The following is a 15,514-nucleotide window of genomic DNA, read 5'->3' on the forward strand; positions in this document are numbered from 1 at the left end:
TGGCAGGATGCCGCGTGCCCCCGCGCCACCTAGAGTTGGAGGTGTGATCATGCATTCCATCTACGATTGGTTCCGCCGGCACCGGTTTGCCGTGGATTTTATTCTCATGGCTGTCCTGTTGCTGATGGTTTTTCCCTTCAGCATGACGGACGTGGGCTATCCTGGCGCCCTTTCTAACACTTTAGTCAGTAGCATCTTCGCCGCAGCCTTGGTGGTTCCTTTAGCGTGGCGGCGCACACGGACTGTCTTGGCTGGGAGCCTTATTGCGGGGGTTGCGCTACTGCAGTGGGCCTTGCATGTTCCTCCGGCACCGGCCAATATTGCTGTGCCTCTTGTTGTTTACGCCCTTGCGGCGTTCGGACCCCGGTGGGCCAGCCTAGGCGGACTCGGCCTGGCTTTAGTGGGTGCCGTCCTGTTGGTCACCCGCTATTTTTACAACTTTGGGACAACCTCGTTGGCAGATCTGCCATCAGGGATTGTCACCATCATTTCGGTCTGGGTATTAGTCCTATTTAGCTGGACAGCAGGGGATTTAACCCGCACCAAACGCTTGCGCGAGCAAGCCCTCTCCGACCGTGCCAACCGGCTGGAAATCGAAGCGCAGCATGAACGCGAACTGGCAGCCAGCGATGAACGTGCGCACATTGCCCGCGAAATGCACGATATTGTGGCGCATTCTCTTTCCGTCATCATCACCCAGGCCGACGGCGCCCGATACGCAGCAGTGGCCAATCCTGAGATTGCCCCTGAAACGCTGGCCACAATCGCCGCCACGGGCCGTTCATCTCTGCAAGAAATGCGCCGGCTTTTGGGCGTGTTGCGGGGTGACGCCGAGGCCTCAACCCGCCCGCTGCCAGGCCTGATGGACCTTGACGAGCTTCTTTTGGGTATCCGCGCAGCCGGACTACCCGTGGGTTACAGTGTCACTGGCGATTCAAGACGCCCGCTGCCTGCCGGGGCCGAACTCACCGCGTACCGCGCCGTTCAAGAAGCACTAACTAACGTCATGAAGCATGCAGGCCCCAACGTTCAAGCCACCGTCAATCTTGGGTGGAATGCCCGCGGGTTGGAAGTTAGTGTGAACGACGACGGCCGCGGAGCCTCCAGCCCAACCCCTGCCGGCGCCGGCGGAAACGGTTTGCGCGGTATGGCTGAACGGGTCAAGCTTTACGACGGAAAACTTAGCGCGGGCCCGCTCCCCGGTGGAGGATTCAACATCACAGCATTCATTCCCTATTCGGAGAACTAACCTCATGACACCTAACTCCCCCATTCGCGTTGCCTTAGTGGATGATCAGCAATTGGTCCGCTCAGGTTTAGGCATGCTCATTAATTCTCAGGCCGATCTTAGCGTGGTGGTGCAGGCCGGCAACGGTATCGAGGCATTGCAGAGACTCGCCGTGACAGCCACGGATGTGGTCCTCATGGATGTGCGCATGCCCGGAATGGACGGGTTGGAAACTACACGAAAATTGATGCAACGGATCAATGCTGCCCCGGAGGGATCATGGCTGGCCGATCTGAAAATTGTGGTACTGACAACTTTCGATCTGGATGAATATGCGTTGGCAGCCATTCAGGCCGGGGCTAGTGGATTCCTTCTGAAAGATGCCCCTCCGGAAGAGCTGCTCGGAGCCATCAGAACAGTTTTTGCCGGCGACGCGGTGATTGCCCCCTCCACCACACGGCGACTCCTAGATCATGTGGCACCCATGCTCTCAGCACCCAGTCTTGCCAATGACGCCAACGCAGCAGCCGTGGCCAGCCTCACCGGGCGTGAGCATGAGGTGTTTGTGTTGATTGCCAACGGGCTTTCCAACCCGGAGATCGCTACTCAACTCTTTGTCTCAGAGGCCACTGTCAAGACCCATGTGGGCCATATCTTGGCCAAACTGAACGCCCGGGACCGTGTGCAAGTGGTGGTCATTGCCTATGAGACTGGGATCGTCTCCCCGCGCTAACCCGCCGAGATTGGAGATAACTACCCCTCACCCCCGCCGAGATTGGAGATAACAACACCTCCCCCTCGCCGAGATTGGAGATAACTACCCCTTTGATTCGTGGTCGAGACACCCTATTCGCCGTTTTTTTAGGGTTAGCCCTTCACTGCACCTGCTGTCAGTCCCTGCACAATGAACTTGCTGGCGAAGGCAAAGATAACCAAGGTTGGGACAACCGTCAGTACGGCGGCAGCTGACATGGAACCCCAGTCAATGTTGAAGCTGGAGATAAAACCGGCAAGCGCCGTCGGAATGGTCTTGTTTTCATCGCTATTCATCAACGTCACCGACAGGAATAGTTCATTCCAGCAGTTGACGAAGTTGAAGATGAAGCTGGCAGCAATGCCCGGCATCATAACGGGCACCAAGACACGGAAGAGCGCACCAAGTCGTGAGCAGCCGTCAATCATGGCAGCCTCCTCCAACGCATCCGGCACGTTTTCAAAGAAGCCACGGAGCATGATGGTGCAGAACGGAATACAGATAGCGATGTAGACAAGAATCAGTCCGGTTTTAGAATCAACCAAATTGAAGTTTGTCATCATCATGTACAACGGGCCTAGTGCGATAAATCCCGGGATCATCTGGGTCAGCAGAAAGGCTCCCAAGACCGCGCCGCGTCCCGAAAATTGAAAACGTGCCAGCACATATGCCGAGAGCAGGGAGATCAGGGTCGCCACCGTGGCGGCAACTGTGGCCACCAACAAGCTGTTGATCATGTACCGGCCAAAATCGGACTTCGTGAACAATCCAACGTAGTTCTCCAAGGACAATTCCTTGGGCCAGTAGTCTAGGGGCAATGAGTAGATTGTTCCGGGAGCCTTCAGTGACGTGACAACAATCCAGTACAACGGAAAGATCGTCACAATCAACGCGAGGCCCAAAAAGATGATCTTGGTGGTGCGCCCCAAAGCGGTTTGTTTATTGATCATCGGTTTGCCTTTCGGGGACGCACGGCCATCAGGTAGAACGCGGCAAACAACATCAAGGTAAAGACCACTATCAAGCCCAGTGCCGAGGCCTGACCGTAATCACCCTCTTGAGTAATTTTGATCATGTAGGTGGTGATGATGTGGGTTTGGTCAGCCGGTCCGCCGCCGGTCATAGCCCAGATGACATCCGGGAAGTTAAAGATCCAGATAATGCGCAAGAGAATGGTAAGCCCCAGCGTGACTGAAATGGCTGGCAGAGTAATGCTCAAGAAGGTCCGGATTTTCCCGGCACCGTCAATCGCCGCCGCTTCATACATGTCTTCGGAGACTGACTGCAGCGCGGCCAGAATCATAATGGCGAAGAACGTCACGCCGTACCAAATATTGGCCACAATGATGGCGGTCATGGCGAAGCTGGGTTCGGCCAGCCACGGGATGGGCGAGTCCGTCAGCCCCGTCTTCATCAAAAGATCATTGACAACGCCGAACTCGGCGTTGAACATCCAGCGGAAGAGCATACCGATCAGGAATCCGGACACGGCCCATGGGAAGAAGATGAGCGCTTGGTATGCGCTGCGAAATCTGAAACGCCGTTTGAGGAACAATGCCAGCGCAAACCCGATAACCACCTGGGGCACCAACGAACCAACCACCCAGACAACAGTGTTGCGAACAATAGTGCCAAATTCTGGATTCTCGAAAAGGGTAACGAAGTTGCCCCAACCAACCCATGAGGTGTCGGAAAGATCGTTAAGGTTCCAATGACGGAACGCCATCTGGCTGCCCGAGATCATTGGATAGTAGGTAAAGATGCCAACAAAGATTGCTGCGGGAGCCATGAAGGCCAGTAGCGTCAGTGCGGTCCTGGAGTTGAACCGTTTCTTCCGGGAGTAGACAGTCTTCGGTGCTGGTGGTGCGCCGGCAAGGCTCTGCCCGCGCACCCCCTCCTGCTTAGCTTTCAGTGCCACAGGTGACTAGCCCGCCATCTTTTCGGTCCAGTAGCTGTCCCAGCTGGCCAAGAGTTCCGTAGTGGTCATCTTGCCGGTGAGAACGCGCTGCAGTTCGCCGTCGGACTTCTTAATCCATTCGGTCCACCAAGCCACGCCACGGGGCTGTACGGCCGAAATGTAAGTCTCCGGGTTCTCGGTCATGGTGACGTATGCGGCCCAGGGGCCTGTGCTGTAAAACGGATCCTCGGCAGCAGATTTCAGAATCGGGACCAGTGAGTTGTCCTTGCTAAACTGCGTGGCCGGCTCGCCCTGCGAGAGGTACTTGATGAGTTTGATGGCTTCTGGCTTGGCGGTGCTGGACTCAGCGATACCCCAGCCTGCCGTTGCTACCGGTTGGATGGCTTTACCAGTGGGGCCAACAAGCAATGGTGCAACATTCCACTGGTCATCCTTGATGGATTTTGACTCCTTGATGGTGGCGATTACTTCAGGGTCCTGGAGCAGAAATGCTGTGGAACCGTTACTGAAGCCTTGAACCATTTCCGGGTAGCCCCATGCCACGGACGACGGCGGAGATCCTTTCTTGAAAATCTCCAAGTAGTCATCCATGGCCTGCTGTGCCTCGGGAGCGGAGAAGATGGTTTTTCCGTTGGTGAGTTTGAAAGCATTCTCTAGATCAATCTGATCTGCTGTGTAGGCCTCGATTACGGCGACGGCGTTGGAGTTGGCATTGGGTCCTCCGCGGAAGGCGTAGCCGAACTTATTGGCGTCGGGTTCGTTCAGCTTTTCTGACTGTTTCAGGAGGTCCTGCCAGCTCGCCGGTGGTCCGGAGAACCCTGCCTCCTTCACCAAGTCCGTGCGGTAGAACAGCGAGAGCCCGTAGAAACCATAGGGAATGTAGTAGGTCTTGCCGTCTTGTTTGGAATAGTTAACTGCGTTATCTGTGAGGTTCGTCCAGCCGTCCCAGTCCTTCAGATCCGCGCTCATGTCATACAACCACTTATTCGCGCCGAAGGAGCCAACCGTGATGTCTCGGGCTTCAACCACGTCAATGCCTTTACCAGACTGCAGCATTTGCTGGATTTTTTGATCTGCCGAGTCCGTTGGTGGTGAGATGAGGTCCACCTTGATACCAGGATTAGCTTTTTCAAATCCTGCCAAGAGTGATTTTAAAGTGTCCGTTCGGGTGGGATTAGTCAGGCTCTCAACCATTTTTAGGGTGACCGTGCCCTCTGCAGAGGAATTACCTCCGCCACAGCCGGATAGGGCAAGAACTGCGGCAACGCCCAAGGCGGTGACGGTAGTGATTTTCTTTTTCATGGGAGGCCTTTCATAGTGTGGCGGCGGTGTGTTTTGCGGAGAGCTACAGGGAGCGGTTCTGCGTGGCTAACGCAGATGTGCCAGTCGGAAAAGTTCAGGGACCGCTCGTTCGGCGAAGTATTCATAATCCCTGGCCGTGTTGTAGACATGGGTCGAAAGCCGCAGGAAGCCGGCCCCGCCAAAAGTGGTGATAGCGGTTTCAATGTTCAGAACCTCGGAGATCCAGGCACGTACGGCGTGGGAATCCTCGTGCGTCGTTGCCAACCCTTGGGGAAGCCTGACCAGCCGCAACTGATTAACCTGCATTCCGACGTCGACCGCTGCATCCTGCCCCGTCTTGGCGGTGAGGGCATCTTGGATAATGGACTGGCCGTAATCTGCCAAGGCGCAGGAGTAACTCCGGACGGCATCCCACCCATAGCGGGTTTCAATGGTGTCAAAAGCGGTCTTGGCCGCCATCCACGGGCTGACATCCTGAGTGCCCACATGATCAAAGTTCTCTGGAAATGCGTGCGGGAACCCCCAGGAATCGATCAGCGGGTGTAATAGTTCACGCAAGGGTCCGCGAGCCACCACCGCTGCCGTTCCCCGAGGAGCGCACGCAAATTTGTGCAAATTGCCTACCCAAACGCCCTCGAAATCCGGCACGGGCTCAGCTTCAGCCCCGGGTGAGTGTGCCCCGTCCACCAACAACGGGATGCCCAATTTCTTGGCGGCCCGGGCGATCTCCAGCACCGGAAGAGCACGCGCTGTAGCCGAGGTGGTTTGATCGATCACGATCAGGGCCGTGCGCTCGGTCACCTGCGCCATGATCAGTTCAGCGCTCTTGGCCGCATCGGCCTCTAGCGGCACGACGGCGACACGCACCTCACCGTTACATTCGCGGGCGACCCGGCGCGCACCTTCTAGAACGGCACCATAGGCATGATTTGTGGTCACAATCTGGGCGCCGGCGGCGAAGGTCATAGAATTGTAAACAACACTGACGCCGGCACTGGCATTAGGGACCAAAGCCAAGTCATTGGCAGCCACGCCAAGGAAGTCAGCAATTTCTTGGCGGGTGGTGGCCAAGGCTACGGACTGGCCCATGAACCAGGTGCAGGGGTTGGCCTCCATGCGAGCCTTCAAGGCCAGCTGGTGTTCCTGAGCGGCACGGGGCACGGCGCCGAACGAACCATGGTTGAGATGAAGTTTGTCAGCGCTCAGCGACCAATCAGTCAGGGCGGGCTGCCCCTCCGGAGTCAGAAGCGCGGATGGTGCTGTGCTGCAAGAAGAAGCCACGGAGTACTTTCTGTTGGCGGCTGGTAACGATTCATCAGTAAGCTACCTCACATTTTGGATCAAGACAAGAGATGAGTTAGTAAAATTGTCCGATGACTTTTACAAACTGACTGCAGACGGCCTGTTTTTGCTAGCGAATACATAAAAGACATATGAGGACTTTTGCAACACATATGATGAGTCTGTAGATTTCGAAGGACCATGACAACAGTTACCGAAAGGGACTTCCGATGAGCGCAGTGGAGACGGCCATGCAAGGGTTGCGGGCCAAGATCGCATCCGGTGAGCTGCTGCCTGGCCAGAAATGCCCGCCCGAAGGCGAACTGGCCGCACAACTTGGTGTTTCGCGTAGTTCCCTACGCGAGGCAATCCGCGCCATGTCTGCCTTGGGCGTTATGGAAGCTAGACACGGCTCTGGAACCTATGTTTCCTCCCTTGAACCGGCACAGATCCTCAAGGGCTTCGCGTTGCTAGTGGACCTTTTCCCCTTTGACAGCGTTCTTGAACTTTTCGAAATACGCCGCTCCTTGGAATCACATGCTGCCGCCGGGGCAGCGGCCCGGGCAACACCTGAGCTCATGGCAGAATTGGATGATCTGGTGGCCAAAATGGAGGCCACCGAGAACTCCGCTGACATCTCCGACTTAGATGCCCGCTTCCACGAAGCAATTTGTGCCGCTGGCGGCAATTCAACTCTGACCTCATTGATGGGTCTTTTTCGGTCCCGAGGCCGGCATTTCAATGTTTTTGACAGCGTTGAAGGAGCGAACGTGCGCGAGGCCAGCAACAAGGGCCATCGGGACATTGTTGAAGCGATCAGAAACCGGGACCCTTCCTCCGCAGCCACAGCGACCGCCGGGCACATTGCGCAGACGGAGTTCTGGCTTAAGAAACTCAGACCCGCGCCCGACCTTGACCGCTAGGTCCGGCTCCGGCCCATTTTATGGACCCAAACTGGCCCCTCCGGGACTGCACTCCACACCTGGTAGGACGTTCCGGCGTCGGACATTACCCTCATATCCACCCTTGCTCCGATCCGCCAAGCCAGTAAAAAAAATAGGCTGAAGCCATGACCATCACAACAGAGCAAAAACAACGTACGCTAGCGGTTCAGGCCCGCGGATTGCGTAAAAGCTACGGCAAAGGCGAGACAGAGGTGACCGCGCTGAAGAACGTGGATCTGGATTTCCCCGCCGGCCAATTCACCGCGATCATGGGCCCCTCAGGCTCCGGAAAATCAACACTGATGCACTGTTTGGCTGGCCTGGACTCAGTCTCTTCAGGCACCATCCATCTAGGCGACACCGAGCTAACCGCACTGAACGACAAGGCTTTAACACAACTGCGCCGGGACCGGATTGGCTTCGTCTTCCAAGCCTTCAATCTAGTCCCGACCCTGACCGCAGAAGCCAACATCACTTTACCGGTGGCCCTGGCAGGCAGCACAGTGGACAAGGAATGGTTCACCTTCATCACCACTACGCTGGGTTTAACCGACAGGCTCAAACACAAGCCGCACGAGCTTTCCGGAGGCCAGCAACAACGGGTTGCCGTTGCCCGAGCTCTACTCACCCGCCCCGATGTCATTTTCGGCGATGAGCCCACGGGAAACCTAGATTCGCGCTCCGGCGCCGAAGTCCTGGGCATGTTGCGCCGCTCATCCCGGGAGATGGGTCAGAGCATTATTATGGTCACCCACGATCCGGTGGCAGCCTCCTATGCTGACCGCGTGGTTCTGATGAACGACGGCGAACTGGTGGGCCAGTTGGAGAATCCCACCGCCGAGTCGGTGCTGGCTTCGCTGGCTTCCTTGGGGGCATAAGTCGTGTTGCACGTTTCCCTGAGCCAACTTAAAACTCATTCGCGGCGGTTTATCGCCATTACTTTGGCCGTGCTCCTAGCGGTCGCATTTCTTTCGGCAACACTGATGGTCAATGCCTCCACAAAGGCATCCTTGAAGGCCAGCATCGGCCAAGAGTACGCATCAGCCGATTTGCTCATCTCCCCCACAAACGAGCAACTGTTGACGGCGAGTTCGGCTGAAATGGTTGCCTCATCTTCACTGGTGGCTCAGTCCTACCCCCTGATTTCGGTGTATGCCCAGTCTGATCTAGGCAACGCTTCCCTTGGCGCGTCCTTCCGGAATATGCCGGACAACCCAGCCTTGGAGCCTCTCGCGTTACTTTCGGGAGCATGGCCCTCCAGTAAGAACGAGGTGGTGGTGGATGCGCAAACCGCCAAGCGCAATTCCCTCACGATAGGTAGCAAAGTCACTGTGAAAGGTGAGGCCGTATCCGGCAGCAATACTGCCTCCGCAGATGCCACCGGTGGCGCTGCTGCAACCAGTCTGCAGGCAAGCATCACCGGCATCATGGCCTCCTCCACAAACCCCATGTTGCAGGGCTCAGCGCAATTTGTAGGCACACTGGCCGCAGTGCGCACCATTGCGCCCGGCGACGCTAACTTTGACAGCATCGCTATGAAGCTAAAACCCGGTGTCACCGTGGATGAGGCCAAATCGGCGCTCTCCACCAGTCTGGACCGTCCTGCAACAACAATCCTGACAGCGGATGAAAACACCACTGAAATGGTGGCCATGTTCACAGGGGGTCAGGACCAACTGACCATCATCTTGTTGGCATTCGCCGCCGTTGCCTTGCTAGTTTCGGCATTGGTGGTCTCCAATACGTTCTCCGTGCTGGTTGCTCAGAGGACTCGGGAGTTGGCACTGTTGCGCTGTGTTGGAGCCAGCCGGAAACAGATTCGCAACTCCGTCATAGTTGAAGCACTCATTGTGGGCTTCGTGGCCTCGATACTGGGTGTTCTTACAGCGGCGGGCATCATGGCCTTGATCTTGACGCTGCTGGCCAACAACCCTGACTTCACCTTCGCCACTTTGGCGGTGCCGCCGTCGGCCATCATTGCCGGGCTTGTGGTGGGAACCTCGCTCACGGTACTGTCCGCTCTAGTTCCCGCCCGAGCTGCAACAGCTGTGGCACCTCTGGCTGCGTTGCGGCCCGTTGATGACGCCTCACTGCAGAATGCTGGCGGCCGCGCACGTCTAATAATCGGGATTGTGCTCACGCTGCTCGGCGGCGTGGGGCTGGTTGTTGGCGGCCTGAGCGCAAACCTACTCTTGGCGTTGCCCTCCGGAGCTGCCTCCTTCATAGGCATCCTGATGATGGCCACTCTCATTGTGCCCAAGCTGGTCTCACTAGCTGGGATACTGGCTCGTCCCGCCGGGGTCCCGGGGCGAATGGCCGCCGCCAACGCGGTGCGGAATCCGCGTAGGACCACGGCAACGGCCTCAGCCCTCCTCATTGGAGTGACTCTTGTAACCATGATGATGACTGGCGCAGCAACAGCCAGACATGCCTTTGATACCGAGCTTGACGGTAGTTATCCGGTCGATATCACCGCCCAAAGCTATCCCGGGGCAACCGCGATTTCGCCGGCCGATATCGCAGCAGCAGCGGCACTCCCTGGCGTCAAGCATATTGCCAAACTGGAGCTGGTTGGTTCCATAGTGGTCGGGGATACGCAGCTGCCTGCCTACGCAATATCAGAGTCCGATGCGCTGGCTTTACTGGCGAATCCCGCCAACCGTCCCGGCCCTACATCAGCAGTACTGCCCAAGAGTTTCCAAAGCACCTCGGTCAGTCTGGCCGCCGGAACTCAAACAACCACTCTGAGCGCAACCCCAGCCACAACCGATGGCTCAAATGCTCTGGTTTCCTTGGCGAGCTTCCCTGCGCTGGATGCCGGCGACCCGCTGCACAGCCAAGAAATTGCTCCCCTATGGATTTCCGTTGACGAGTCACTAGATGCTAACGCCCTAACGGATCTGCGCACATCTCTGGCCAGTGCGTTGCATATTGACGATTACCAGGTCAGCGGTGCCGTTCTGGAGAAGGCCATGTTCAACCAGATCATCGATATGTTGCTGCTTGTGGTTACAGGGCTGCTGGCCGTGGCCGTGTTCATTGCGCTGATCGGCGTGGCGAACACGCTGTCATTGTCCGTGTTGGAACGGACCCGGGAAAATTCCTTACTGCGGGCCCTGGGTCTCACACGAGGTCAGCTGCGAGGCATGTTGGCGCTGGAAGCAGTCCTGATTGCCGGAGTTGCCGCGATCATAGGCTCATTCATGGGCGTCATCTACGGTTGGGCTGGCGCGCAATCGGCCCTAGGCAACTTTGCCGACGTCTCAGTCATGATCCCTTGGGGTCAAATCTTGATGGTGGTGCTCGTAGCTGGCGTTGCCGGTCTCCTGGCCTCAGTAGTGCCGGCTCACCGCGCTGCGAAGGTCTCACCTGTTGAGGGAATGGCCATGGACTGAGCGGCCCCTGCAGCGCTAAAGCCGCCGGTTGCGGATAAAGCCACTCGGCGCCGGGTGGCTTTATCCGCAACCGGCGGCTTTACCCAATGGGTCGAGGTTGTGCACAGCCGGGAGTTATCCACAATTGCAACCGTGCCTCTTTCACTCTCGCTCTCCGGGTGGAACGCTCGGATGTATGAACTTGCCACGCCTGATCCGTCCGGCCGATCTTGAAAAGGTGGGACAAGACCGCCGCGCACTTGTCACGCTTACCAATAAAGGTGAGCTGACACGCCTACGGCGTGGCATCTATATGAAATCTACCGAGTGGACTGAACTCAATCTGCCACAAAAATACGGCATGAAGACGCTCGCTTACCAACAACAAACACTGCGACAGCCCGTTTTTACGCATGCCACCGCTGGGCTCCTATGGGGTCTTTGGCTAGTGCGAACACCCCAGAAGCTGCACGTCATGACGGATGTTATGACCAGCGGCCGGTCCAAGAACGGGGTGGTCCGTCACCGCGGTTCGATGACTGAAGGGATGCTGCGCTGTGGCCCGTTCTTACTAACAGACAAAATTACAACCGTCATGCAACTGATTCTGTCACTTGATTTTCCCTCCGCGGTGGCCATCTGCGACTCAAGTTTGCGCATCCCAAACCGCAACTACATGCTCAATCACTTCACTCCCGCAGGTTCGGAGTCGGACTTCACCGAGCCAACATGGCAGAGCACAGACCCACAAGGTCCGCCATTACAGCTTGCGGACCTTGTGAACTCAGCAGAGCTCCTACCCACCAAGGCCGCGCAGCGACGAGCCCTTGCCATCATCAACTTCAGCTCCTCCCTCTCAGGATCGGCCGGCGAGTCGATCAGCCGTGCAAAAATGCACCAATGGGGATTCCCCGCGCCCGTACTGCAAAAACATTTCACACTACGTGATGGCAGCAACGCGTTTGTGGACTTCTGGTTCGAGGAGCAGAAAATAGTGGGTGAATTTGATGGCAAGGGCAAGTACCTGCGCGGTGATTGGGGAGGTGGGCTCAGCATTCAACAACGCGTGTTGAAGGAAAAGCAACGTGAGAACCAGATCCGTGCCCAAGGAAATGGTTTCGTGCGCTGGGATTGGAAGGAAATGATGAACAGGGAACGGTTCATCTACCTTTTACGCGAAGCGGGACTGCGTCAAAAATAGCGCCGCCCACCACAAAAGCCGCCGGTTGCGGATAAAGCCACCGCGCGCGGGGTGGCTTTATCCGCAACCGGCGGCTTTTAGGTAATAAGGGAGACTACGCCTCGGCCGGCTCCTCATACCGTGGGAAGATCGGCGTCGGAGCGGGCAGCACGGTTCCGGCCACCAAGGGAGTGGAAATGGCCGTGAACTGGCGAAGCGTATCCTCTGCTTCGGTGCCCTGGCCCAAAATTGTCAGCAGCTTACCGGCCGCGTCAGGCATCACGGGCTGGATGAGGATCGAAACAATGCGCAGGATCTCCAATGTCACGTACAAAACTGTTTCCATCCGCGCCACATCAGTCTTGCGCAGCACCCATGGGGCCTGCTCGGCGAAGTAAGCGTTGGTGTCGCCCAAAACAAGCCAGATCTTCTCCAACGAGCCATGGAAATCCTGCACCTCATAAGCGTTGCGTGAGTGCTCAAGCAGCCCATGTACAGCAGCCAAAATCTCCTCGTCGGCAGAGGTGAATGCACCAGGGGCAGGCACGGTACCTGAGCAGTTCTTCGCCACCATGGACAGTGAACGTTGGGCTAGGTTGCCCAGGTTATTAGCCAGGTCAGCGTTCATACGACCCACCACAGCGTCATGGTTGTAGGAGCCGTCGGCCCCGAAGTGAACTTCACGCAGCAAGAAGAAGCGCACCTGGTCCAACCCGTATTGGGCAACCCAGTCGGCAGGAGCCACCACGTTACCCAGCGATTTGGACATCTTCACGCCATTGTTGTGCAGGAAACCGTGGATCATTACGCGCTTGGGCAATTCAAGTCCGGCGGACATCAAAAATGCCGGCCAGTACACGGCATGGAACCGGGAGATATCCTTGCCGATGACGTGAACATCTGCCGGCCAGTACTTTTTGAAAGCCTCTGAGTCCACATCAGGGTAGCCCACACCTGTTAAGTAGTTGGTCAGCGCATCAACCCAGACATACATGACGTGTTTGTCGTTGCCAGGAACCGGCACTCCCCAGTCGAATGTGGTCCGGCTAACCGAGAGGTCTTCGAGCCCTCCCTTGACGAAGCTGATGACCTCGTTGAAGCGCGTTCGGGGGGCACCAAATTCGGGTACAGAGTCGTAGAGTGCCAGCAGTTTGTCTTGGTAATTGGAGAGTCGGAAAAAGTAGCTTTCCTCTTCGGTCCAGGTCAGTACAGTATCGGTGACCTTGGAGTAGCGGTTTCCGTCCTCACGCAGTTCCGTCTCATCTTCGCCGTAGTAGGCCTCGTCACGAACCGAGTACCAGCCCTCGTACTTGCCTAAGTAAATATCCCCGGCCTCTTCCATCTTCTGCCAGATGGCCTGAGAGGCGGAGTAATGATCGGCGTCGGTGGTGCGAATAAAACGGTCATAGCTAATGCCAAGGGCCGCATGGGTTTCCTTGAAAATTGTGACGTTGCGGTCAACGAGTTCTTTGGGCGTGAGGCCCTCTTTTTCAGCCGTCTGGGCAATCTTCATACCGTGCTCATCTGTGCCAGTCAGGAACATGACATCAAAACCGTCAAGGCGCTTGAACCGGGCCATGGCGTCGGTAGCAATGTATTCGTACGCGTGCCCAATGTGCGGAACGCCGTTGGGGTACGTGATGGCGGTTGTCAGGTAGTAAGGCGTCTTGGCCGAGTCAGTAGTTCTCACCCTATGAATTTACCGTGAAAATCCTTAAACGTAGATTCCTGGAACACCGCATGTCCACGCTTGGAAAGTGAACGACGGCGCGGTCCCCACCAAAGTGGGGACCGCGCCGTTGTTGTACCTAGGAAGAGGTGTGGAGATTAGTCTTCCAGGTCCACTTCGCGGGCCATGGTGGCACCGATCTCAACCTTGATGGCTTCCAACAGTGACTGCGGCACGGAGCTGTCAACCGTGATCAGGGCCAGCGCCTGCCCTCCTTCTGTGTGGCGGGCAACCTGCATGCCGGCAATGTTGACCTGGTTCTCCCCCAGCAGGCGACCCAACGCGCCAACAACGCCGGGACGGTCCGCGTAAGCGATCACCAAGAGGTGATCGCTCATCGGGATTTCAAGTTCATAGCCATTGACCGAAACGATCTTCTGAATCTGCTTCGGGCCAGTCAAAGTACCTGAAACGGAAATCTGCGAATCATCCGAGAGCGCCCCGCGGATGGTCAGCACGTTGCGGTAATCAGCAGACTCCAAGGTGGTGATCAGGTTGGTCTTGATGCCGCGCTGCTCGGCCAAAACCGGTGCGTTGACGTAGGAGACCTGCTCGGAAACAACATCCTTGAAGACACCCTTAAGTGCAGAGAGTTCAAGGGCTTTGACATCGTGGGCGGCAATTTCACCGGCAACTTCAACATCAATGGCGGTGACAGAAGCGTGGCACAGTGCAGTGAAGATCCGGCCCAGCTTCTCAATCAGCGGGATACCGGGGCGAACGTCGGGGGCAATGACGCCACCGGCCACGTTCACGGCGTCAGGAACCAGCTCGCCGGCAAGGGCCAGACGTACTGATTTGGCAACGGAGACGCCAGCCTTTTCCTGTGCTTCATCCGTGGAGGCTCCGAGGTGGGGTGTGGCAATGACGTTATCCAGACCCAGGAAGTCAACGTCGGTGGCAGGTTCCTTGACGAATACGTCAATGCCAGCACCGGCAATGTCACCGTTGCGCAAGGCGATGTTCAGGGCAGCTTCATCGATCAAACCACCACGGGCCACGTTGATGACGTAGGCGGTTTTCTTCATCTTGGCGAATGCTTCGGTGCCAATCATGCCCAGTGTTTCTGGGGTGCGGGGCATGTGGATGGTGATGAAGTCCGACTGCTCCAGCAGCTCATCTAGGGACAGGAGCTGCACTCCCAGGCTGGCGGCGCGTGCTGAGGTGACGTAGGGATCGTAGGCAACGATCTCCATGCCAAATGCCTTGGCGCGCTCGGTGATCAGGGCGCCGATACGGCCCAAACCAATGATGCCGAGCTTCTTTTCCAGCAGTTCGGTCCCGGTGTACTTGGAACGCTTCCACTCACCATTTTTCAGCGCGGTACTGGCGGCCGGAATGTGCCGGGCCAGGGAAAGAATGTGACCGATTGTCAGTTCGGCGGCAGAAACGATGTTCGATGTTGGTGCGTTGACCACCATGACCCCGGCCCGGGTTGCGGCCTTGATATCAACGTTATCCAGCCCCACACCCGCACGTGCAATGATCTTCAGTTTCTTCGCCGCGGCGATGGCCTCGGCGTCTACCTGCGTTGCGGAGCGAACCAGGATCGCATCAACGTCAACAATGGCGGAAAGCAAAGCGGAGCGATCTGCGCCGTCTGCATGTCGGATCTCAAAATCGGGCCCCAGGGCCTCGATCGTGGCGGGTGACAGTTCCTCAGCGAGGAGTACTACTGGCTTGGTGGCGCTCACCTGGTGACCTCTTTAGCTTTCGATTGTAATCTTGTGGAGATTCTTGGTGACTGGTTCTTGTCTTGTTAATTCAACAACAAAAGACGGGCTTCAGTTTATGGGAGGCCGGT

General features: G+C 56.9%; 12 protein-coding genes. 6 read left to right on the forward strand and 6 right to left on the reverse strand.

Annotated elements, in window-relative coordinates; genetic code table 11:
* Window positions 1–49 precede the first annotated feature (49 nt).
* Window positions 50–1,249: a sensor histidine kinase gene (locus QMG40_RS03670; protein ID WP_283528626.1), complete on the forward strand. Its 1,200-nt coding sequence runs from the start codon at window positions 50–52 to the stop codon at window positions 1,247–1,249.
* 4 nt (window positions 1,250–1,253) lie between these two features.
* Window positions 1,254–1,961: a response regulator gene (locus tag QMG40_RS03675; RefSeq protein WP_283528006.1), complete on the forward strand. Its 708-nt coding sequence runs from the start codon at window positions 1,254–1,256 to the stop codon at window positions 1,959–1,961.
* Between the two features lie 134 nt (window positions 1,962–2,095).
* Here the strand turns inward: QMG40_RS03675 and QMG40_RS03680 are convergent, their stop codons facing one another.
* The 4 genes from QMG40_RS03680 to QMG40_RS03695 form a co-directional block, all read right to left on the reverse strand.
* Entirely contained in the window at window positions 2,096–2,932 is an 837-nt protein-coding gene (locus tag QMG40_RS03680; protein ID WP_283528008.1) for a carbohydrate ABC transporter permease, read from the reverse strand.
* Window positions 2,929–3,900 (reverse strand): carbohydrate ABC transporter permease, encoded by a 972-nt coding sequence (locus QMG40_RS03685; RefSeq protein WP_283528010.1) that lies wholly within the window; start codon window positions 3,898–3,900, stop codon window positions 2,929–2,931. The genes QMG40_RS03680 and QMG40_RS03685 overlap by 4 nt, the downstream gene beginning before the upstream one ends.
* 6 nt (window positions 3,901–3,906) lie before the next feature.
* Window positions 3,907–5,202, reverse strand: coding sequence for an ABC transporter substrate-binding protein (locus QMG40_RS03690; protein ID WP_283528012.1), 1,296 nt, complete (start codon window positions 5,200–5,202; stop codon window positions 3,907–3,909).
* Between the two features lie 66 nt (window positions 5,203–5,268).
* Complete coding sequence (locus QMG40_RS03695) at window positions 5,269–6,483, reverse strand: aminotransferase class V-fold PLP-dependent enzyme (protein WP_283528014.1); 1,215 nt, start codon at window positions 6,481–6,483, stop codon at window positions 5,269–5,271.
* A 230-nt stretch (window positions 6,484–6,713) separates the two neighbouring features.
* On the opposite strand from QMG40_RS03695, the gene QMG40_RS03700 reads away from it, so the two are divergent.
* The 4 genes from QMG40_RS03700 to QMG40_RS03715 all read left to right on the forward strand — a co-directional run bounded on the left by QMG40_RS03700 (window position 6,714) and on the right by QMG40_RS03715 (window position 12,002).
* Window positions 6,714–7,406 carry a FadR/GntR family transcriptional regulator gene (locus tag QMG40_RS03700; protein WP_283528016.1) on the forward strand — a complete coding sequence of 231 codons (693 nt, stop codon included), beginning with the start codon at window positions 6,714–6,716 and terminating at the stop codon, window positions 7,404–7,406.
* 146 nt (window positions 7,407–7,552) lie between these two features.
* Complete coding sequence (locus QMG40_RS03705; protein WP_283528018.1) at window positions 7,553–8,305, forward strand: ABC transporter ATP-binding protein; 753 nt, start codon at window positions 7,553–7,555, stop codon at window positions 8,303–8,305.
* A 3-nt stretch (window positions 8,306–8,308) separates the two neighbouring features.
* Window positions 8,309–10,822 (forward strand): ABC transporter permease, encoded by a 2,514-nt coding sequence (locus QMG40_RS03710; protein ID WP_283528020.1) that lies wholly within the window; start codon window positions 8,309–8,311, stop codon window positions 10,820–10,822.
* A gap of 175 nt (window positions 10,823–10,997) precedes the next feature.
* Window positions 10,998–12,002, forward strand: coding sequence for a type IV toxin-antitoxin system AbiEi family antitoxin domain-containing protein (locus QMG40_RS03715; protein WP_283528022.1), 1,005 nt, complete (start codon window positions 10,998–11,000; stop codon window positions 12,000–12,002).
* 94 nt (window positions 12,003–12,096) lie between these two features.
* On the opposite strand, the gene metG is transcribed toward QMG40_RS03715, so the two are convergent.
* Window positions 12,097–13,671, reverse strand: coding sequence for a methionine--tRNA ligase (gene metG, locus QMG40_RS03720; protein WP_283528024.1), 1,575 nt, complete (start codon window positions 13,669–13,671; stop codon window positions 12,097–12,099).
* Between the two features lie 137 nt (window positions 13,672–13,808).
* Window positions 13,809–15,404, reverse strand: coding sequence for a phosphoglycerate dehydrogenase (gene serA, locus QMG40_RS03725; RefSeq protein ID WP_283528026.1), 1,596 nt, complete (start codon window positions 15,402–15,404; stop codon window positions 13,809–13,811).
* Window positions 15,405–15,514: the final 110 nt, after the last annotated feature.

The sequence above is a fragment of the Arthrobacter antibioticus genome (assembly GCF_030063205.1).
In the GTDB taxonomy this organism is placed as follows: Bacteria; Actinomycetota; Actinomycetes; order Actinomycetales; family Micrococcaceae; genus Specibacter.

What these genes read in the sequence shown, in the direction of transcription:
- QMG40_RS03670 (WP_283528626.1), top strand. Translation starts at nt 50, where the DNA reads ATGCATTCCATCTACGATTGGTTCCGCCGGCACCGGTTTGCCGTGGAT.
- QMG40_RS03675 (WP_283528006.1), top strand. Translation starts at nt 1,254, where the DNA reads ATGACACCTAACTCCCCCATTCGCGTTGCCTTAGTGGATGATCAGCAA.
- QMG40_RS03680 (WP_283528008.1), bottom strand. Translation starts at nt 2,932, where the DNA reads ATGATCAATAAACAAACCGCTTTGGGGCGCACCACCAAGATCATCTTT.
- QMG40_RS03690 (WP_283528012.1), bottom strand. Translation starts at nt 5,202, where the DNA reads ATGAAAAAGAAAATCACTACCGTCACCGCCTTGGGCGTTGCCGCAGTT.
- QMG40_RS03700 (WP_283528016.1), top strand. Translation starts at nt 6,714, where the DNA reads ATGAGCGCAGTGGAGACGGCCATGCAAGGGTTGCGGGCCAAGATCGCA.
- QMG40_RS03705 (WP_283528018.1), top strand. Translation starts at nt 7,553, where the DNA reads ATGACCATCACAACAGAGCAAAAACAACGTACGCTAGCGGTTCAGGCC.
- QMG40_RS03715 (WP_283528022.1), top strand. Translation starts at nt 10,998, where the DNA reads ATGAACTTGCCACGCCTGATCCGTCCGGCCGATCTTGAAAAGGTGGGA.